The following is a 20,115-nucleotide window of genomic DNA, read 5'->3' as shown; positions in this document are numbered from 1 at the left end:
TTCCAGTTCAATTTCCTCACACCCACCATGGTGGCGCCGGCGGACGCACTGCCCGGCCGCGCCACCCCGGTGCTTAAGAATCCCGCCCCGCACACGGTGCTGGGCACGGATATTTTGGCGGAACCCACGCCCACCCAGGAGGTCATCTATCTGGCCTCCGGGTGCTTCTGGGGCGCTGAGAAACTGATGTGGAATAGCGGGGCAGACACTACGGCGGTGGGGGACATGGGCGGGTTTACGCCCAACCCCACCTACGAGGAAGTCTGCACAAACCTGACCGGGCATGCGGAAACGGTGCGCGTGGTGTTCACGCCCACGAAGGTATCCGCAGCTTCTCTGCTGCGAGCCTTTTTCGAGTCTCACGATCCCACGTCCCTTAATCAGCAGGGCAATGACGTGGGCACGCAGTACCGCTCCGCCATTTTCACCACTACGCCGGAGCAGACGGCCCTTGCCACGGAAATGATTCGCCTCTACCAGGAGGCTCTCTCGGCGGCGGGCCGTGGCAAAATTGTCACTGAGGTTCGAAGCGCCGCCCAGGCGGGCCCGTTCTATCCGGCCGAGGATTACCACCAGCAGTACCTCACCAAGGTGGTTAACGGGTACGAATGCCATTCACGCACCGGCGTGGCGTGCCCTATGCCCGAGAGCGGACCGCTCGCGGAGATTTTGCGGAAGGAACAGTAAATGAGCAAGATGAACATGCCCACCGTGACCGGAGAATTTGGCCAGCGGCCCTCGATTTCTTGGCCGGAGGTGGAGCCCTCGGCCGGACTCGTGGTGGAAACCATCATTGAGGGCACCGGCCCCACCGTTCAGGCCGGCCGCCAGATCACCGTGCATTACGAAGGTCAGCTATGGGGCGGAAAGCAGTTTGATTCCTCCTTCAACCGCGGGGAACCCTCCGTGTTCCCCATCGGAGTGGGCTCTGTGATCGCCGGGTGGGATCGCGGGGTTGTCGGCAAGAATGTGGGCTCCCGGCTCCTCATCTCCGTGCCTCCGAAGTTCGGTTACGGTTCTCGCGGCGTGCCGCAAGCTGGCATTTCCGGGACGGACACGCTGGTGTTCGTGGTGGATATTCTTTCGATGAATTAAGTACGACGCCGTAGTGGGCGTGGTTCGTGTCGCTTCAGCGGGCGTAGGAATCGTCAGCCCGGTACGTTCTCACACAGAGTGGTGGCCGGCAGGAAAACCTGCCGGCCACCACTATTTACTTCTCCGCGCCGTTTAAAACTTTAGTTATCCCCGAAGAGACGGATAATGCGCAGCACTTCGGAGTACACCCAGATAACGGTTACTGCGATGCCGAAGCCCACCGTCCAGGCGAACTTACGCGGCGCCCGGTTATTTACGGCGATCTGGACGGTCTCAAGGTTATTGATGAGCGTATAGCCGGCCACGGCGATCATGATGATACCGAGGAGAATGCCCAGCTTCGTGACGCCCACGTTCATGGAATCCAGACCGAACGTACCACCCACACCCAGGGCCATCAGCACCATGTTGACGATGCCGTACCCGATCGCCGCGAGCATCAGCGTGAGTGCCACCTTCATGCCCTTCCGGCTGGTACGCACCTTCCCGGAACGATAGAGCCCCACGGCCACCGCTACCACGATGAGTGTCCCCAGGATGGCCTGGAATGCGGCACCCGGATAGTAGGCATCCACAGCCTTGGTGGCCAATCCGAGTAGGAATCCCTCAAGCACCGTGTAGGCAATAGCCGTACCCGGGGACACCATCGGGCGCGTGCCCGCCCAGATTGCCACACCGATGACGGCCACAACGGCCGCCATCATGAGCATCATGGTGAGTCCGGTGAACGGCACAAATGCCATGGTGAGTGCGCCGGACACCACGGTCACGGCCAGCAGAATGGCCGTAGCGGAGAGCGCATCATTCCACGTCATCGGCGCGGCGACGGCGAACGGCTGAGCGTAGCCGGGCTGCTGAACGTACTGATTACCGTAGGGAGCCTGTCCCGGCTGTGCATAAGCGTATGGCTGTCCCTGCGGCATGTAGTTCGGGTATGCGTAGCCCTGCGCGGTGGGCTGCTGGTAGGGCTGACCATTGGCCTGGTATACGCCAGGGTTATTCGGGGCCGCTACCCGCTCACGAAAGTAGGGATTGCGGTCCAATACAGGATTCGACACCGTAACTCCTTCACAACGATGAACTGAGGCATAACACCCCAGAGTTACTTCGCAGTATTCCACAGACGCCTGAGAATCGGCTGAATATCCACCTGCCACCGAGCACGGAACTCGCTCACCGGTGCCGGTGGAACCCACACATGGGCCGGTTATCCACAGATAACCCGATGCTCTTCGGGTCCACCGGCACAAAAATATCAACCACGGCGTGCCTCGACATGATTCAATGGCTACGGCCCTGAACCAATATCCAGGAGGCGCCATGATCACTGTTGAACACCTGACCAAGAGGTACGGCCACGTCACGGCCGTATCAGACCTCTCATTCTCTATTGCACCGGGAAAGGTAACGGGTTTCCTCGGCCCTAACGGCTCCGGAAAATCCACCACCATGCGGTGCATTATGGGCTTAGATCGGCCTACATCCGGTCGCACCACTATTGGTGGTGTGGAATACCGAAAGTTGCGCTCCCCGCTCACGAAGGTGGGCGCACTTCTTGACGGCAACGCGTTCTACGGCGGACGTACAGCACGCACTGAGCTGCGCGCCATTGCTCGCACCCACGGCATTTCTAATAGGCGCGTGGATGAGGTGCTGGCACTCACCGGCCTAGAAAGCGTGGCGGACAAGCGCACCAAGGGCTTCTCGCTCGGTATGGGACAGCGCGTGGGCATTGCCCGGGCTCTGCTGGGCGATCCTGAAGTACTCATTTTTGATGAACCGGTCAATGGCCTGGATCCGGATGGAGTGCGCTGGGTGCGCGAGCTCATGCGCGCACTCGCTGCACAGGGCCGCACGGTTCTGGTGTCCTCCCACCTGATGAGCGAAATGGCTCAAACAGCTGACAACTTGGTGGTCATCGGCCGCGGCAAGCTCATCGCCGAGGGTCCGCTGGAAAACTTCATCAATACGGTTGAAAACACCACCGTTCGCGTCACGGGCCCCGATCCCCATGCGATCGACGCCGCCCTCCGCCCACTGGCTTCCACGCTCACCTGGGAGGCGCCCTCGGAAGCGGCCCCGCAGGGAGTGGCCGTCGTCGTCGGAAAAACACGGGCAGAAATTGGCCACGCCCTCTTTGTAGCAGGTGTGGAGATCCACGAGCTCACAGAGGCGCACCGCTCGCTTGAGGACGTATTCATCGGGCTGACGAACGCGTCCGTTGAGTATCCAGCACAGGGCAGCGCGCCAGCCCAATCAGGACTGCAGGTCGGTACCCCGCAGCCGGAAAACAACGCCGCGAGCGCTCCGCGCCACGCCACCCCGGAGAATGGAGCACAGGCATGAGAAACGTGAACTTTGTCCGAGGTTTTTCCTCCGAATGGCTGAAACTGGTCACGAACCGGGCCGTACGCGGCACCACCGTAGGTTTCCTCTGTGCCGCCTGGGTGCTCATGGGACTCTCCGCGTGGGCGATGAGGCAGGTGGGGCTCGAGAAGGCCGGCATGGATCCCAAATCTGCGCTCACCACCATTTGCGCCGGTCTCAATGCCAACATCATCATTATTCTCATCGCTGTTGGCGTGCTGGCCGTCACCTCTGAATACTCCTCGCATACAATGCGGGTCACCACGATGTCTCTGCCCTCTCGGCCGCTGACGTTTAGCGTCAAACTCACGGCCACGGCCTGTTTTGCGCTGCTGGCGGCGGTGGTTTGCCTCGCCGGCCAGATCGGCATTGGTGCGTGGCTGGGCGGATTCCCGGTCAGCTTCACCGACGGGCGCTGGTGGATTTTCGTGTCCGTCGTGCTGTGCCAGGTACTGGGTGCAGTGGCGGGCCTGGGACTCGGATACCTCATGCGGTCCTCTGCGGGTGCCATTGTCACCGAAGCACTGGTGCTGGCGCTTGGAGCCTTCCTCATGTTCATTCCACAGCAGTGGTTCCAGGATCATATTCTGCCGGCCGTGCCGCCTATTGCGCTCACGAATGCCACGGCGCTGCTTGATGTGCCGAGCACGATGACGCAGGTGCCCACTATCGGATCCTTCGCGATCTGGGCTGCGTGGTCCGTGGGCCTGGCTGTCATAGGCCTGGTGCGATACCACCATACGGACGTGTAGCGCGAGGTAATTCGTATTCCCGCCCGCGCCCGGTAGCACCTGGTGCGGGCGTTGTATTAGGAACGCGGTGCCCCCGGCGAGATTCGAACTCGCACTGAACCGATTTTAAGTCGGTTGCCTCTGCCGGTTGGGCTACGGGGGCCAGGATACAAGTGTACGGCCTCCCAGCGCCGAGCGCCCAGCCCCATCGCCTCGCGGGCACGCGGTGCCCGGACATAGTAATGTGGATCGTCTGCGTCACCGTCCGGCTGCGGCGCGATGCCCTGCACGCGAACCGATGCGTCCGAACCGGCGCACCAAAACCGGGGTCCGGATCAGCGTGGGACGCGCCACGCGCGTGGGTCACTATAGCCCCTGTCCACGTATCGACCGTCCCCCACAAACTCGTCTGACCACCTATACGATCGCAGTGTCGAAGGAGATTCATGGCAAAGCGTACGTCCCTGTTGTCCCGCTACCGCCGCGCATTGCACGACGATGCGTTTGGCGGCCTGGTACTCATGGTGGCCGCCCTCGTCGCACTTCTCTGGGCAAATTCGCCCTGGCGAGGTACCTATTTCACCATCACCCAGGCAGAGCTTCCGATTCGGGCGCTGGCCCTTAATCTAACGGTTGCGGAATGGGCCTCGGACGCACTGCTCGCGATTTTCTTCTTCACCGTGGGTCTGGAGCTCAAGGAAGAGTTCACCATCGGTTCTCTGCGTGATCCGAAGAAAGCCGCACTCCCCATTCTCGCGGCGGCCACTGGCATGGCGGGTCCGGTACTCGTCTACGTGGTGACCCAGCTGTACGCCGGCCCGGCAGGAAACATGGGCGGCGCCGCGGTACCGGTGGCCACGGATATTGCCTTCGCTCTTGGCGTGCTGGGCATCTTCGGTAAGGGGCTACCGCCGGCAGCCCGCGTATTTCTTATGACTCTGGCGGTGGCCGACGACCTGGGTGGCATTATCGTCATCGCCGTCATGTTTACGAACGGACTGGAGTGGGGATGGCTGGCCGCCGCAATTCTGGCGATCGTCGTGTTCTACCTTGCCTGCCGCTATCGTGCAGACCGCTGGTGGGTGCTCTGGCCGCTCGGCATCCTGGCGTGGTACTTCATGTTCCGCTCCGGCATCCACGCCACCATCGCCGCCGTGGCGCTGGGTCTCACGGCACCGACACGCCCACGCAAAGGCGAGACCACGTCCGTATCTCACCGTCTCACGCAGGCTACCGGTTTCTGGAACGCCGGCGTGGTGCTCCCCGTGTTCGCGTTCTTCGCGGCCGGTGTGTCCGTGGTGGATTCAGGCGGCATCGGCGAGATCCTGGTCAGCCCCGTTACCATGGGCATCTACCTGGGCCTGCCGGTGGGTAAGTGCCTGGGTATCTGGGGCGGTACGGCCCTGTTCACCAAGGTGTTCCACCTCAAGCTGGACCGGACGCTCAACCTCGCCGACATCTTCGTCATCGGCATTGTGGGCGGTATCGGCTTCACGGTGTCACTCCTGCTCACCCAGCTCTCGTTCCCAGCCGGCACCGCACTCGAAGCCGACGCTCGCCTCGGCGTACTCATGGGTACCCTGCTCTCGACGATTGTGGGCGGCATCGCGTTGCGCCTGCGCGTCCACTACCAGCGGCGCGGCCTCGAACCTGACGAGTAATGTGAGCGCCCGGCCAGTTTTTGTCACTGAGCGCAGTGAGGTGAGCGCGGCGTCCAACCCGCCAGATACGACGCCGCCCGCGTCCCCGTGTGCACTACCATGCCGGGGACTGCGGCTCCCGCGCAGCCCAGAGCGCCAGGCCGTCCAGAATGTCATGCTCGGAGGTGACCACGTGCTCGAGTGAGTGTCCGGCGTCGTGCATCCGGGAAGCGAGCCGTGCCACCACTTCCTGCCACACGAGGGCGCCGGAACCAATCACGTCGATGCGGCCGGGGGCGAGGAAACCGAGGGCCGCGCGCGCAGGACGTGAGGCGGCCACGAACCAGGCCGTCTGCGCGGCGATCTCCCCGGGCGTGAGAGCCGTGCCATGGATCCGTTCCGCGTCATACTGTCTGAGCCCCAGGAACCGCGCGGTCACCGAGGTGACCGTACCGGCTAGGCCCACCACACCGCGCGCCGCACCAAAGGGCACGTGCTGTTCGGCTTCGTCGAGCGCCGCATTAATATCCGCGCGCGCCGCTGCCACCTCCGCCTCCGTGGGCGGGTCGTGGCGCAGGTGGCGCTCCCGCATGCGCACGCTCCCCACGTTCATGGAATGGGAGGCGAGCACCTCGCCCGTGGCCGTGTCCCCGAGCACCAGCTCCGTGGAGCCACCGCCCAGATCGACGGCGATCACCGGCGATTCCACGCCCGCTGGCATCGCTGAGAGCGCCCCCGCGAAACTGGTGGCTGCCTCCTCCGCGCCGCTAAGCACCTGCGGGCGCACGCCCAACCGCTCCTCCACACCGTCGAGGAACTCGTCGCGGTTTTCGGCGTCGCGCGTAGCGGAGGTGGCCGCGAACCGGATGGAATCGACGTGGGCCGCGCGGCACTGGGCCGCAAAATCGTCAACCGCAGTGAGGGTGCGCTCCAGCGCGTCCGGGGCGAAGCGATGCGTGCGGTCCACCCCCTGGCCGAGCCGGACGATGGTCATGGTGCGCACCACGTCCCGCAGGCGGACAGCACCCGTTGCCTCCACGTCCGCGATCAACAGGCGGATGGAGTTGGTTCCGCAATCGATTCCTGCAACCCGCATGATTCTTCTTTCTTTCGATGGAATAGGCCGACTGGCGGTCACCTAGCGTTCGTCATCCTCGCAGTGGCACACGTCCGGCCCCCACCCGGCAAGCTGGAGCGCCCGGTCACCAAATTCCGTCACGCCCGGGCCCACGCTCAGGGCAAAGGCCGCGAGTGCGTGCAGGCACTTCACCCGGTCCGGCATTCCGCCGGCGGATACACCAGCGATCTCGGGGACCTCGCCCAGCAGTGCCCTCCGCGCGAGGTAATCCTTGTGTGCGCGGCGGTGGCCGGCGTGAAGTGCTTCATCCTCGGCGATCTGCGCCGTCATCTCCGCCATGATCCCGGTGGCCTCCACGCGGGAGACCGCCTTCACCAGCCACGGCAGGGAGAGGTAGAAGAGCGTGGGGAACGGCGATCCGTCAGGCAGGCGCGGCAGTGACACCGTCACCGCCGGACGGCCGCACGCGCACCGCGCCCCCACCCCCACCAGGCCGCGTGGGGTGCGCCCGATCTGGGCGGCAATAATCTGTTCATCGTCACCTGCCACGGGCGTGGCGTTCGGGGCGATGCGCGTTAGTAGTTCAGGCGTGATGTCCATGGTGTCCTCTGGTGGCCGATCGTTGGGGCCGGCCCGCGGCAAGTTTCACGTGCTCGGCGATTTCGATGGTAATGGTTGTGCAGATCCGGAGTAGCCGTCACGCTACTGGCTGACCGCCGCGGTGGCGCCCGCCGAGGCGCCATCAGCCGGTGTCGCGCCGCCACTGGAAGGAGTGGCAGCTGGCGACGTCGTCGGAGAGGGCGTCATGGTTCCCTCCTGCCCGGGCTGAATGTAGGGCGTGTTGTTCGGCGTATCCACCGTGCCGTCACTCGCCTTGCCGGCCAGCGAGATCGAATCCCACAGCGTCACGTACCAGGGCGTATTTTCGCGCCGCTCCCGATTGACGCTATTCACCCGTTCCTGGAGCTGCTCCTCCGCGGTCCCCTTATTCGGATCCTGCACCACGTAGAGGCGCTCGCCCGGCATCACGTATCCGAGCCGCGCCCGTGCCTGCGATTTCACATAGTCCGTGTCCTGCCAAAGGTGCAATTCGTGCTGCAGTTCCTCCGTGCTCTGCTGCACGGTACCCAGCTCGCTGCGCAGGCTACGCAACTGCTCTTGCTGCGAGGCGTAGCGGGTGAGCGTGGGCGCGATGATGATGATCGCGAGCGCCGCGAACACCGTGACCCAGAGCAGCCGCATGGAGAGGCGCCGGGGTGGCTTTTCACTCAGCACCACGTCCCTGTCCAGTTTTTGGACCGCGCGCCGCATTGTGCCGGGCCGGGCCTGTTCACGGGTGGAACGAGGACTCCCGGGGCGTGCCGCGGTACGCCGTGAAGCGCCAGAGCCGTCACCGAGTGGCCCCGTTGGGTGACGCCTGCGAGCGGTAGGGCCGGTACCCGGCGCATTCCCGCGAGTGGTCACCGTTTTTTCACGCTCGCGCGTTCCGACGACGTCGTTGCGGGCACGTTGGCGGGACGTAGCGCGAGCTGTACCGCGCGTATCACGCCGAACCGCTCCACGCCGTATGCCCTTGCGAGGTCTCCGCATCGCATGGCTGTCACTCGCGCTGGCCTGGCCTTCGCTCCCCTGCCCGTCGGTTTCTTCGTCGCTCGGTGTATGCCCGCTATCGGGGCGATCCGAACGGAAAGGGACATGGGGACGGCGAGCACTCATGCGTCCCAGTGTAAAGCCCGCGGCTCATCCACGGCGGCATCACGGTCGGCATCACGGTCGGCATCACGGTCGGCATCACGGTCGGCATCACCTGGACCGTGGCGTACCACCGTGGCGCCGGGCGACGCGACACCGGGCCGGTGCGTCTGGTACGGGACCGGACGGCGTCGTACGAAACCGTGGCGCAGCCGGGCATGAAAAAGGTCCCGCGGAAAATCCACGGGACCCCCAGGCACGTAGCCGCGTCACGGCGCCTACTACCTGTTCATTAGTTGGTTATCGAGTTACTTCGTGAAACGAGGGAAGGCAGCGCGGCCAGCGTATTCGGCCGAATCGCCCAACTCCTCCTCGATGCGCATGAGCTGGTTGTACTTATTGATGCGCTCGCCGCGAGCCGGAGCGCCGGACTTGATCTGGCCGGACGCCGTGGCAACCGCGAGATCAGCGATCGTGGTGTCCTCGGTCTCGCCGGAACGGTGGGACGTCATCGTGTGGTAGTTGTTGCGGTGCGCGAGCTCCACGGCGTCGAACGTCTCGGAGAGGGAGCCAATCTGGTTGACCTTAACCAGGAGCGCGTTGGCCACGCCCAGGTCAATCCCCTTGCGCAGGCGGGCGGGGTTGGTGACGAAGAGATCGTCGCCCACCAGCTGCACCTTGTCACCGACGGCCGCGGTGAGCTTGGCCCAGTCCTCCCAGGCTTCCTCGTTGAGCGGATCCTCAATGGACACCAGCGGGTACTTCTTGATGAGGTCCTCGTAGTAGGTCACCATCTCGTCGCTGGACTTGGCAGCGCCCTCGAACTGGTAGGTGCCATCCTCGTTGTAGAACTCCGAGGAGGCCACATCGAGGGCCAGACCGAAGTCCTCGCCCGGCTTGAAACCGGCCTTCTCGATAGCCTCAAGGATGAGATCAAGGGCCTCGGCGTTCGAATCCAGGTTCGGGGCGAAACCGCCTTCGTCGCCCAGACCGGTGGACAGGCCACGGTCCTTAAGCACGGACTTCAGCGTGTGGTACACCTCGGCGCTCCAGCGAATGGCCTCGCGGAACGTAGGGGCCCCGATGGCGCCAATCATGAACTCCTGAATGTCCACGTTGGAATCCGCATGCGAGCCGCCGTTCAGGATGTTCATCATCGGCACGGGGAGCAGGTGCGCGTTCGGGCCGCCCAGGTACTGGTAGAGCGGCAGGCCGGCCACATCCGCGGCCGCGTGCGCCACGGCGAGGGAGACACCGAGAATTGCATTGGCGCCCAGCTTGCCCTTGTTGTCCGTGCCATCCAGGTCGATGAGGAGCTGATCCACACCGCGCTGGTCAAACACGTCCATGCCCACAACCTCAGGAGCGATAATCTCCTTCACAGCCTCAACCGCATCCAGCACACCCTTGCCCTGGAAACGGGACTGATCGCCATCACGCTTCTCGACAGCTTCAAAAGCACCAGTGGACGCGCCGGACGGCACCGAGGCGCGTGCAAAACTGCCGTCGTCAAGCAGGATCTCCACCTCAACGGTGGGATTTCCACGGGAATCAAGAATCTCGCGGCCAATCACGGCTTCAATAAGAGACACAGGTACTCCTTCTTTAGTCGCCAACCACGGTTTCGTGGTTTCGCACTTCTATTGTCCCCCATTCCCACGGCCAGCGTCACTCCGCCTCCGCGGCTGCCGCCTGGTTTCACTCTTGGCAGCATCCGCGCACCGCCTTTCGGGGACCTCCGGCCCCACCCACTACGGGCCGATTGCGGGGTGAGCTGGACGGCCGACGGAAAACCCCGCTGAGTTGACGGATATTTGTTCAGTTGACGCAAAACTTCCGGTTTGGGGCCAGAATCGGGGCTGAAACCGGAAGTTTTCTGTCAACTCAAGAGTTTATTGGGGTTTCAGCGCGCCCTGACCAGGTGGGCCGGGCCCATGAGCCAGCCGCACCAATAAACCAGTCGCCGTGGACCAGCCGGTCCCCGTAGGCCAGTCCCCGTAGCCCAGTCCCAGTGAACCGGGCCCCGCGCAAAGGCCTATTAGTCCGATACCTGCCATGCGGAGCTACCCCGCGGGCTGGCCCCGCAGACAAGCCCCAGTGAGCCAGCCAGCCCCGTAGCCCCGCACCCGGGAAACCACCGGCAGCGTACACAGGCCTCGCCCCACACAAAGGGGCTCGCCCGCGATCCCTCGCGAGCGAGCCCCTTCAGCAGTAGCCGCCGTCCGCAGGCAGCCCGTTCATTGCCACAGCAACGGCCGGCCAGAATCCAACCGCTACCGCGTGCCACTCACAGCCGCACGAACACGCGCTACTTCAGCACGGCCGCGGCAGCCGCCTTGGCCTCCTCGGCGGAACCGGAGGCAAGCGCGGCCTCGGCGGCCGCCTTGCACTGGGCCAGCGTGTAACCGGCCACGGCACGGCCGACGGTGGGAACCAGCGCGGGCACCATGGAAAGCGAATCCACGCCCAGGCCAACGAGCACACCGGCCAGCACCGGATCACCGGCGGCCTCGCCGCACACGCCCACCGACTTCCGCAGGCCGGCCGCCCGCAGCTCTGCTGCTGCATCCCCCACCATGCCGATAAGGCGCAACACCGCCGGCTGCCAGTGCGTACCGAGCGCAGCCAGGCCGGTGTTCAGCCGATCGGCAGCCATCGTGTACTGGGTGAGGTCGTTCGTGCCAATACTGACGAAATCGACGACTTCGAGAATGCCCTTCGCCTCAATGGCGGCGGCGGGCACCTCGACCATGACACCCACCTGATCCAGCCCGTGGGAATGAGCCCTCTCCGCAAACTCGCGTGCTTCCGCGGCCGTGGCAATCATGGGCGCCATGACCCACGGTTGTGACCCCGGTACGGCGGCCGCCGCCCGCGCGATGGCCTCCAACTGCGTTTCCAGCACCTGCGGATGAGGCACCGACGTGCGGTACCCGCGCACGCCCAGCGCCGGATTCGGCTCATCGTCCGGAGTGAGGAATGGCAGGGGCTTATCCGCGCCAGCATCCAGCGTCCGTACGGTAACCTTCCGGCCCGGGAACGCCGCGAATGCGCGCTGATACAGGGCCGCCTGTTCCTTGAGACCGGGCGCTTCCGTGCGCCCCAGGAACGCAAACTCGGTGCGAAGCAGACCGATACCCTCGGCCCCACGACGCAGTGCCGTGTCAATATCCGGCCCCTTACCCACGTTTGCGGCAATGGTCACCGTGTGGCCATCGGCCGTGGCGCCCGGGCCGGCGAACGGCCGCGTGTCACGCTTAGCCGGCGTGGTGCGAGCGCCCGCCGCGTCCTTCTTATTCGGGTTGATAATGGCACGCCCAGCGTCTCCATCCACGAGGAGGCGATCACCATCGGACACACGCGCCACCGCGGCCGCGTCAACCACCGCCGGAATACCCAGCCCGCGGGCCAAAATGGCGGTGTGGGAGGTGGGGCCGCCCTGTGCCAGGAGAAGTCCGAGACAATTGGCGGACAGGGCTGCCGCATCCGCGGGGGCCAGAGTGTCCGCAACAAGAATGAACGGATCCGCGCTATCCGGCACGCCGGGGGCAGGTCGATCCGTCAGCGCTGCCACCAGTCGGGCCCGAATATCGCGGACATCCACCGCGCGCTCCGCCGTGAACCCGCCGGCCGCCTCGAATTGAGTGGCAATCTCGCCGAGCGCATCCCACACGGCCCGCGGTGCCCACTCGCCTCCACGCACGCGCTCATCCGCGGCACCCTGAATGGTGGGGTCCGCAGCGAGCGTCCGCGTGGCCTCAAGAATATGCGCGGCATCATCGGTAGCATGTGCGGCACGCTGCTTGAGGTCCGCATCCACGGCAGCTAGCGCATCCTTAATCGAGCGCAGTTCAGCCTCCGCGTCGGTCGCGTGGCGTGAATCCGGCTGCTCCACCGGGGCGGCCATCCGGATAGCAGGCGCCACGGCCCGCCCACCGGAGAGCCCCAGCGACGCTCCCCCGGCCGGTGTCTTTTTCTGGGACGACGCCGTAGCCACCGGTTCCGCTGCATCTTTCGCATGCTTCGATGTAGGCGCCGCATCCGTCGCTTCGCCCGCAGGCGCCGCATCATCGGCCTCGCCAAAACCACCGGCGATAAGATCGCCTATTTGCTGCGCCGCTTCTTCTGCGTTCTCCCCGGTTGCTGCCACGGTGACCGTGTCACCGCCGCGGGTGCCCAGGCTGGTGACGAGCAGCGGGCTGGTCGCGCTCACTGTGCGGCCATTCGCGGTCACGGTCACCTCCACACCGAGCTTGGCAACGGCGGCGGCCAAGGTTGCGGCCGGCCGCGCGTGCAGGCCGTGCGGGTTTCGCAGCGTCACGGTCACCGCGGCGCCATCCGCGCCCGCGGCGGGCGCTGCGGCGCCCGCCGCGTCGTCGTCATTAAGCTGACTGGACTTGGCATCCAACGCGGTGGACGCCTGCTGCGCCACCGCATCCAGGCTCGCGCCCGTAGCGGCGGCCAATACCGCGGCCACCATGCCCTCCACGAAGGGCGCCGGCACCACCCGTATGTTCTCCGGCGAATCAAGGAGCTCAAGGGCCATGTCGGTGGAGAGAATCGCGGATCCGAGATCAGTGATGACTACCACACCGTCACCGGAGTCAGCGCTTTCAATCGCCGTCAGTACGGCGGTGGCATCGGTACCGAGCCCACCATCCTCGGTACCGGCCGCAACCTCGATGGCGGGCGGCTTCTCCTGGACCATCTGGGAAGCAAGCTCGACGGCGGCGTCGGCCAGCGCTCTGGAATGTGAAACAGCAACGATCCCCACGGTCATGTTTTCCTCTTTTCGATCACCTGTTGCCGGTCCGTAGATGAGGGTACCAGCGGCCTTCGAAACATTTCCCAGCCTTGGGCCCAGCCTGAACATTTGTGAAACAAAGGCGTGTGGTGAGGAGATATGAGAGGTCAGCCGGGTTGCGCGGCAGTGGATATGCCGTGCGATTGGATTGCAGTAGCGGCGGGCACGACGCCACCGCAGCGCGCAAGAAACCCACCCGAAGACGACGCAGCGGCGCTGCAGTTCCACCGGCCTGTACCGGTGGGTTAAAACCTACGAACGCAGCAGCGGCGCCACGCAAATGCGCGACGCCGCCACCTAGCCGGTATGGGTCTGACTACTTGCCGCTCACCACGTCGGCCAGCGCCTCGAACAGCAGCGTGGCCGATGCGGCGCCCGGATCCACGTGACCGATCGAGCGCTCCCCAAGGTAGGAGGCGCGGCCACGCTTGGCGATCATGTCCTTCGTTGCCTGGCGTGCGGTGGCCGCCGCGTCCGCCGCCGCACGGGTGGCGTCCGCCATGGTCCCGGTGCTCTTCTCGAGAGCCGCCGTGGCAGCGTCCAGCACATCCACCATCGTCTTATCGCCGGGTGCCGCCTTGCCGCGGAAGGCGACGCCGTCGGTCCCGGAGCGGAACGCCGCCGCAAGTTCCTTCACCCCGAGAGCGGAACCGGTTCCCGCCTGCTTACCGAAGCGCAGGAAGAAGGTGCCGTAGAGCGGACCGGAGGCGCCGCCCACACTGGACACGAGCGCCATCCCCACGCTCTTACCCAGGCCGGAAATGCTCGTGGGGGCCGGATGACCCAGCCGCTTCGCCGCCGCAGCCGTGCCGCGCGCCATGTTCGCCCCGTGGTCCGAATCGCCAATCGCGGCGTCCAGTTCCGTGAGCTCGTCCTTGTGCTTGTCCATGGCCGCCGCCACGCGCCGCACCCATTCTTCAAGCTGACCCAGCGTCACCGTGTGGTCATCAGCGGGCGTTACATCCGCCGACGCCGTTTCCGCGTCCGTCGTCTCCGCGGCGTCACTTTCAGCCGGGGTCGGGGCCTCCGCGGGTGCCGGCGCGGCGTGCGCCGCCCTCGGTGCGGGCACCGGTGCAGCCGTCGCGGCCGGCGCCACGCCATTCTTCAGCGCGGGCGTATTCACGGGAGCGTCCCAGTAGCTGAGCAGTTCGTCGTCGGACTTGAGAATGGTGATTGACGCACCGGCCATATCGAGGGAGGTGATGTAGTTACCCACCAGGCAACGACGCACCTCCACGCCGCGAGTGGCCAGTAGCTTTTCCACTTCCCCGTAGAACAGGTAGAGCTCGACGAGCGGGGTGGCGCCCATACCGTTCACCATGACGATCGCATCGTTGCCGGCAAAGGCGTAATCCGCAAGGATCGCGTCCACCATCGTCGTGGCAATATCCGCGGCCGGCGCCATCGGCACACGGGCGCGGCCGGGTTCACCGTGAATGCCCACACCCATTTCGATTTGATCCTCGGGGAGGTCGAAGGCCGGATGGCCCACGGCAGGGAGCGTCACCGCCGTGAGAGCCACCCCCATCGAGCGGCCCTGGGCAATCACTTTCTCCGCGAGCGCCTTAACCTCGGCCAGGGACTTCCCCGCAGCGGCCGCGGCACCGGCGATCTTCTCCACCAGGACGGTGAGTCCCACGCCGCGACGCCCGGCCGTGTAGAGCGAATCCTCCACCGCAACGTCGTCGTTCACCACCACGTATTCCACGGCGATGCCGTCCTCACGCGCCATGTCCGCAGCCATCTGGAAGTTGAGTACATCGCCCGTGTAATTCTTGATAATCAGTAGTACGCCGGCGCCCGCGTCGACGTGATCGATAGCCGCCCGCACCGCATCGGGTGTGGGGGACGTGAAAACTTCACCGGCCACCGCTGCATCCAGCATGCCCGTACCCACATAACCAGCATGAAGGGGTTCGTGGCCCGACCCGCCGCCGGACACCAGGGCCACCTTTCCGGACACCGGCGCATCGGCTCGGAACATCACACGATGCTCCTCATCGAGCCGCAACTCCGGATGCGCCGCTGCCATACCGCGCAGCGACTCGATAACCACAGCATCGGGATCATTGATGAGCTTTTTCATGTGTTCTTCGCTTTCCCGGCCCGCGGTAGACGGGCCGACTGCTGCTATCGCTCCGATAGTTCTTCCAGCCCGCATCCAGCTTGATCTTTGCCAGGCACAAACCAGAGAAATATCCGTGGCACACACTACACGTGCCGGTATGCACCAATGGGGCTCTACGTACTAGCCGGCCCCGCTACCGCACACTGCCAATGGTGGCCAGGTGGACGGAGACACAACCGGCTCTTATCTCGCGCTGCCGATGGTGGCCAGGCACACCGACGTTATGAATTCCTCGGCCCAGTCCAGCAGCGCGTCGCCCTCAAGCGGCGCGGACTGTCCCAGCTTGCGGCCACCGCTTTGCGGGGCGGGCACCAGCACGGCGCGAATGGCCGGCTTGATGCGGGCCTGGGGATAGAGGCGCTTGAGGCGAGCCTGGCGAGAATCAGGCAGTTCCACCGGTGCGAAGCGGATGGAGCGTCCCATCTGATTGATTTCGCGGATGCCGGCCTGCCGGGCCACCTCGCGCAGCTCCGCAATGCGGAATAGCCGGGCGGCCTCCTCCGGGACGGCGCCGTAGCGATCCTCCAGCTCCTCGCGCACAGCCGCACGCTCGCCCGCGTCCTTTGCGCCTGCGATCTTCGTGTAGATCTCCAGGCGCAGCCGCTCGGAGGGAACATAGTCCTCCGGCAGGTAGGCCTCCACGGGGAGCTCGATACGGATTTCCGTATCCTCGTCCTCCTCGGGTGCCTCGCCCCGGATCTTCGCCACGGCCTCGGAGACCATGCGCACGTAAAGGTCAAAGCCCACGCCCTCGATATGCCCGGACTGCTCCCCGCCCAGCATATTGCCGGCGCCGCGGATCTCCAGGTCCTTCATGGCCACCTGCATTCCGGCACCAAGGTCCGTATTGGCCGCGATGGTGCGAAGACGCTCGAGCGCCGTTTCGGTAAGGGCGTGATCCGGATCGTAGAGGAAATAGGCATAGGCGCGCTCGCGTCCGCGCCCCACGCGCCCGCGCAGCTGATGGAGCTGGGAGAGGCCCATCTTGTCCGCGTTGTCCACGATGAGCGTGTTGGCGTTGGAGATATCCAGGCCGGTTTCAATAATCGTGGTGGTCACCAGCACGTCAATGTCCTTGTTCCAGAACGCGTTGATGATCTCCTCAAGCTGGCGCTCGTTCATTTTGCCGTGCGCCACGGCCACGCGCGCCTCAGGCACCAGTTCCTGGAGCCGGGAGGTGATCCGCCCCATGTCATGGATGCGGTTATGCACATAGAACACCTGGCCGTCGCGCAGCAGCTCGCGCCGTACGGCCGCCACCACCTGCTTGTCCTCGCGCGCACCCACGTAGGTGAGAATCGGGTGACGCTCCTCGGGCGGGGTGGCCAGGGTGGACATTTCGCGCACACCGGTTACGGCCATCTCTAGAGTGCGCGGAATCGGGGTGGCGGACATGGAGAGCACGTCCACGCTCGGGTACATCTGTTTGAGGGTTTCCTTGTGCTCCACGCCGAAGCGCTGTTCCTCATCAATGACCACCAGCCCAAGATCCTTGAACCGCACGTTGCCGGTAAGGAGCCGGTGGGTACCCACCACCACGTCGATGGTGCCGTCCTTGAGCCCGCTGATCACCTCCGCGGATTCCTTCTCCGATTGGAAACGCGAGAGCGAGGCCACCCGCACGGGGAATCCGGCGTAGCGCTCCTCAAAGGTTTGTCGGTGCTGATCCACCAGTAGCGTGGTGGGCACCAGAATGGCCACCTGTTTGCCGTCCTGCACCGCCTTAAACGCGGCCCGCACGGCAATTTCCGTTTTTCCGTAGCCCACGTCGCCGGAGATGAGCCGGTCCATGGGCACAGGCTTCTCCATGTCCGCCTTCACCTCATCGATGGTACGCAGCTGGTCGGGGGTTTCCTGATAGGGGAAGGCGTCCTCAAGCTCGCGCTGCCAGGGAGTATCCGGCGCAAACGCGTGGCCGGGGGTGGCCATGCGCTCCGCGTAGAGGCGAATCAGTTCCGAGGCGATCTGCCGAGTAGCCGCGCGCGCCTTCGCTTTGGTTTTCTGCCAGTCCGCGCCGCCCATCTTGTTGAGGGTGGGCGCCTCGCCGCCGGCGTACTTGGATACCTGGTCCAGCTGGTCGGTGGGCACCCAGAGTTGATCCGCAGGCGCACCGCGTTTGGACGGCTTATATTCGACGACGAGGTATTCGCGTTGCGTTCCTGCCCCGCCGCCGATGGAGCGCTTCGCCATCCGCACAAAACGGCCAACACCGTGCCGCTCGTGGACGATGTAGTCCCCGGGCTTGAGGGAGAGCGGGTCCACCGCCGCCCGTCGCCTCCGCTTGGGGAGCGCACGCATGTCGCGCGTGGAGGAGCCGCCCCGGCCGGTAATGTCCGAGCCGGCGTAGAGCGCGAAGTGCTCCGCCTCCATGACGAAACCTTCGGCGATGGGCGCCTGGGTCACCAGTACGACGCCGGGTTCCAGCTCCCCGGGGAGGGTTTCGGTGAAGCGCGCGGGTACGTTAAGGTCCCCGAGTTCGTCAGCAAAGTGCCGTCCGGTACCTGCGCCGTCCACTGCCAGCACCAGGCGCCAGCCGTTCTTGGCCTGCTCTCCCGTGGCGGAGAGTGCGGCGTCGACCTTCCCAAGGAAGCGATGCGGTTCGCGGGCACCCACCTCCGCCGAAAAGGCAGCGGTATCCGGATCCTGCGCGAAACCGCCCATGGTCCACCAGGCCTGACCGCGTTCGAGGGCCTGGTTGCGGGTGTCCTCAAGCGAGGTGAAGGAGGCCCGGTCCACCTGGAGCGGGACGTCCCCGCCGGCGGCGGCGCTGGTCCACGCGGCGGCCAGGAATTCATCCGTGGTGGCGATGAGGGAGTCCACGCGCTGGCGCACGCGCTCCGGCTCCACAAGAACAATGCGGGCATCTCGCGGGAATTCATCGAGCAGCGGCTCCATGCGGGTGACCAGCAGAGGCGTGAGGGCCTCCATACCCTCGGGGAATTCGCCCTGGGCAATCTTGTCCAGCATGTCCACCGCGCCGGGCAGTGCGGACACCAACTCCTTCGCCCGCTGCTTAACCGTGTCTGTAATGAGAATTTCGCGGCAGGGCGGGGCGTAGAGGGAATCGTGGGATTCGATGGAGCGCTGGTCCGCCACGGCGAACGTGCGGATGTCATCCACCTCATCTCCGAAAAACTCCACACGGAAGGGGTGGTCCTCGGTGGGCGGAAAGATGTCAAGAATGCCGCCGCGCACGGCAAATTCGCCGCGCCGCTCCACCATGTCCACACGCGAGTAGGCGGCGGCCACCAGCTGGTGTTCCACGGTTTCCATATCCGCTCGCTCGCCCCGCGTGAGCCGCACGGGCTGCAGGTCGCCCAGACCGGCGGCGATGGGCTGGATGAGTGCGCGTACGGGCACGATGAGCACGTCGAGTGGCGGGAACTCGTCCGGGTGAGCGAGCCGGCGCAGCACGCGCAGTCGCTGGGCTACGGTGTCGCTGCGCGGTGAGAGGCGCTCATGCGGCAGTGTTTCCCAGGACGGGAAAATGGCTATGCGCTGCGGATCCAGGTAGGCGGCCAGTGCGCCCTGGAGGGTTTCCGCTTCGCGACCCGAGGTGGTGACCGCCACGGTAAGGGACGGGCCGGGCGCGGTGCCGGCGGGGCGCGTATCCTCGGTTTCTTCGCTCGCGCGCCCCGCCGCCCCGACAAGCGCGGCCAGCACGGGCGGCACCAGCCCGCGGGGCATGGAGAGTTCTTCGCGCTTGGCGGTGGAGGTGAGCGCGGCGGCAACGGCCGGATCTTGATTGATGAGCGGCAGGATGGCGGCAAGGCGCGGCAAATTGGCTTCAGTCATAGGCCCGTTTATTCTAGCCGGCCGTTCCCCGCGCTGGCATTCGTCGGCCATAAATCTCGAACCGCCCGGTACACCGCCCGTCTACCCGCGCGCGTTCACCGTGTTCTGCGCGCGATCAAAACCGTCCGTGAGCACCGCTTCCACGGCGTCGGCGGCGTCGGAAATAAGGAGCGGGAGTGCCTTCGCATCCTTGCCGGTGGGCCGGCCGAGCACCCAGTTCACCACGTTGCCGCGGTGCTCCGGTGTACCCGGATGGCCAATGCCGAAGCGCACCCGCATGTAGTTCTTGGTTCCCAGCGCCGCGGCAGTGGACTTGAGGCCATTGTGGCCGCCGTCGCCCCCACCACGCTTGAGCCGGATGGTGCCGAACGGCAGATCCATGTCATCGTGGACCACAATGAGCCGTTCGGGCGGGCACCCGTAGTACTTGAGAAGCAGGGAGATGGGACCGCCGGACACGTTCATTTCCGTATTGCATTCGGCGAGAATAATCCGCTCGCCCTCCCGCCCCGGCGCCGCACCCACGCGCGCGGAGAGGTGATGCGTTTGGGTCTGCTGGTGGTTCGCCAGGCGCCCGCCCGAACGCCGCGCCAGCTCCTCCACCACCATGTGGCCCGCGTTGTGACGGGTTCCCTCGTATTTTCTGCCCGGATTTCCCAGGCCGACGACGACGTACATGGCTTCCTTTCCTGCCCACTCGCGTACTGCGCACCCGAGCGAATACTATTCCGGCGGGCCGGCCGCGCCGAGCTCACTCGGGCCGACCCTGACCCGAATGAGCCCCT

General features: G+C 65.2%; 14 protein-coding genes and 1 tRNA gene. 5 read left to right on the top strand and 10 right to left on the bottom strand.

The annotated features are described in order from the left end of the window. Positions 1 to 27 precede the first annotated feature (27 nt). Together msrA and EIH27_RS07865 are read left to right on the top strand one after the other, a co-directional pair. Entirely contained in the window at positions 28 to 687 is a 660-nt protein-coding gene (msrA, locus tag EIH27_RS07870) for a peptide-methionine (S)-S-oxide reductase MsrA (RefSeq protein WP_124040076.1), read from the top strand. Beyond that, positions 688 to 1,095, top strand: coding sequence for an FKBP-type peptidyl-prolyl cis-trans isomerase (locus tag EIH27_RS07865; RefSeq protein ID WP_124039018.1), 408 nt, complete (start codon positions 688 to 690; stop codon positions 1,093 to 1,095). A gap of 140 nt (positions 1,096 to 1,235) precedes the next feature. On the opposite strand, the gene EIH27_RS00620 is transcribed toward EIH27_RS07865, so the two are convergent. Continuing rightward, on the bottom strand, positions 1,236 to 2,153 hold the full coding sequence (locus EIH27_RS00620) for a Bax inhibitor-1/YccA family protein (protein ID WP_124039017.1): 918 nt from the start codon (positions 2,151 to 2,153) through the stop codon (positions 1,236 to 1,238). 262 nt (positions 2,154 to 2,415) lie between these two features. Here EIH27_RS00620 and EIH27_RS00615 point away from each other — a divergent pair, with 262 nt between their 5' ends. Then, positions 2,416 to 3,441 carry an ABC transporter ATP-binding protein gene (locus EIH27_RS00615; RefSeq protein ID WP_124039016.1) on the top strand — a complete coding sequence of 342 codons (1,026 nt, stop codon included), beginning with the start codon at positions 2,416 to 2,418 and terminating at the stop codon, positions 3,439 to 3,441. Continuing rightward, positions 3,438 to 4,214 carry a hypothetical protein gene (locus tag EIH27_RS00610; protein WP_124039015.1) on the top strand — a complete coding sequence of 259 codons (777 nt, stop codon included), beginning with the start codon at positions 3,438 to 3,440 and terminating at the stop codon, positions 4,212 to 4,214. Before EIH27_RS00615 ends, EIH27_RS00610 begins: the two co-directional genes overlap by 4 nt. Before the next feature lie 68 nt (positions 4,215 to 4,282). On the opposite strand, the gene EIH27_RS00605 is transcribed toward EIH27_RS00610, so the two are convergent. After that, a tRNA-Leu gene (locus tag EIH27_RS00605) sits at positions 4,283 to 4,356 on the bottom strand. Between the two features lie 283 nt (positions 4,357 to 4,639). Between EIH27_RS00605 and nhaA the strand changes: the two genes are divergently transcribed. After that, positions 4,640 to 5,854, top strand: a complete 1,215-nt coding sequence (gene nhaA, locus EIH27_RS00600) for a Na+/H+ antiporter NhaA (RefSeq protein WP_124039014.1) — start codon at positions 4,640 to 4,642, stop codon at positions 5,852 to 5,854. A 94-nt stretch (positions 5,855 to 5,948) separates the two neighbouring features. Here the strand turns inward: nhaA and EIH27_RS00595 are convergent, their stop codons facing one another. The 8 genes from EIH27_RS00595 to pth form a co-directional block, all read right to left on the bottom strand. After that, the gene (locus EIH27_RS00595; RefSeq protein ID WP_124039013.1) at positions 5,949 to 6,929 is read right to left on the bottom strand and encodes a Ppx/GppA phosphatase family protein; all 981 of its coding nucleotides are present in this window, start codon (positions 6,927 to 6,929) and stop codon (positions 5,949 to 5,951) included. A 42-nt stretch (positions 6,930 to 6,971) separates the two neighbouring features. Continuing rightward, positions 6,972 to 7,511: a DUF501 domain-containing protein gene (locus EIH27_RS00590; protein ID WP_124039012.1), complete on the bottom strand. Its 540-nt coding sequence runs from the start codon at positions 7,509 to 7,511 to the stop codon at positions 6,972 to 6,974. A 102-nt stretch (positions 7,512 to 7,613) separates the two neighbouring features. Beyond that, on the bottom strand, positions 7,614 to 8,627 hold the full coding sequence (locus EIH27_RS07925) for an FtsB family cell division protein (RefSeq protein ID WP_241152916.1): 1,014 nt from the start codon (positions 8,625 to 8,627) through the stop codon (positions 7,614 to 7,616). Positions 8,628 to 8,911: 284 nt separating this feature from the next. Beyond that, on the bottom strand, positions 8,912 to 10,195 hold the full coding sequence (eno, locus tag EIH27_RS00580; protein ID WP_124039011.1) for a phosphopyruvate hydratase: 1,284 nt from the start codon (positions 10,193 to 10,195) through the stop codon (positions 8,912 to 8,914). Positions 10,196 to 10,911: 716 nt separating this feature from the next. Then, entirely contained in the window at positions 10,912 to 13,383 is a 2,472-nt protein-coding gene (dhaM, locus tag EIH27_RS00575; protein WP_164461561.1) for a dihydroxyacetone kinase phosphoryl donor subunit DhaM, read from the bottom strand. 340 nt (positions 13,384 to 13,723) lie between these two features. Beyond that, on the bottom strand, positions 13,724 to 15,493 hold the full coding sequence (gene dhaK / locus EIH27_RS00570) for a dihydroxyacetone kinase subunit DhaK (RefSeq protein WP_124039009.1): 1,770 nt from the start codon (positions 15,491 to 15,493) through the stop codon (positions 13,724 to 13,726). Positions 15,494 to 15,718: 225 nt separating this feature from the next. Beyond that, positions 15,719 to 19,330, bottom strand: coding sequence for a transcription-repair coupling factor (gene mfd / locus EIH27_RS00565; RefSeq protein WP_124039008.1), 3,612 nt, complete (start codon positions 19,328 to 19,330; stop codon positions 15,719 to 15,721). A gap of 81 nt (positions 19,331 to 19,411) precedes the next feature. Then, on the bottom strand, positions 19,412 to 20,008 hold the full coding sequence (pth, locus tag EIH27_RS00560; RefSeq protein ID WP_124039007.1) for an aminoacyl-tRNA hydrolase: 597 nt from the start codon (positions 20,006 to 20,008) through the stop codon (positions 19,412 to 19,414). Positions 20,009 to 20,115 lie beyond the last annotated feature (107 nt).

The sequence above is a fragment of the Neoactinobaculum massilliense genome (assembly GCF_900604955.1).
Lineage (GTDB): Bacteria > Actinomycetota > Actinomycetes > Actinomycetales > Actinomycetaceae > Neoactinobaculum > Neoactinobaculum massilliense.
Note: the sequence above shows the minus strand (reverse complement) of the source record. Positions and strands in the feature narration are given on the sequence as shown.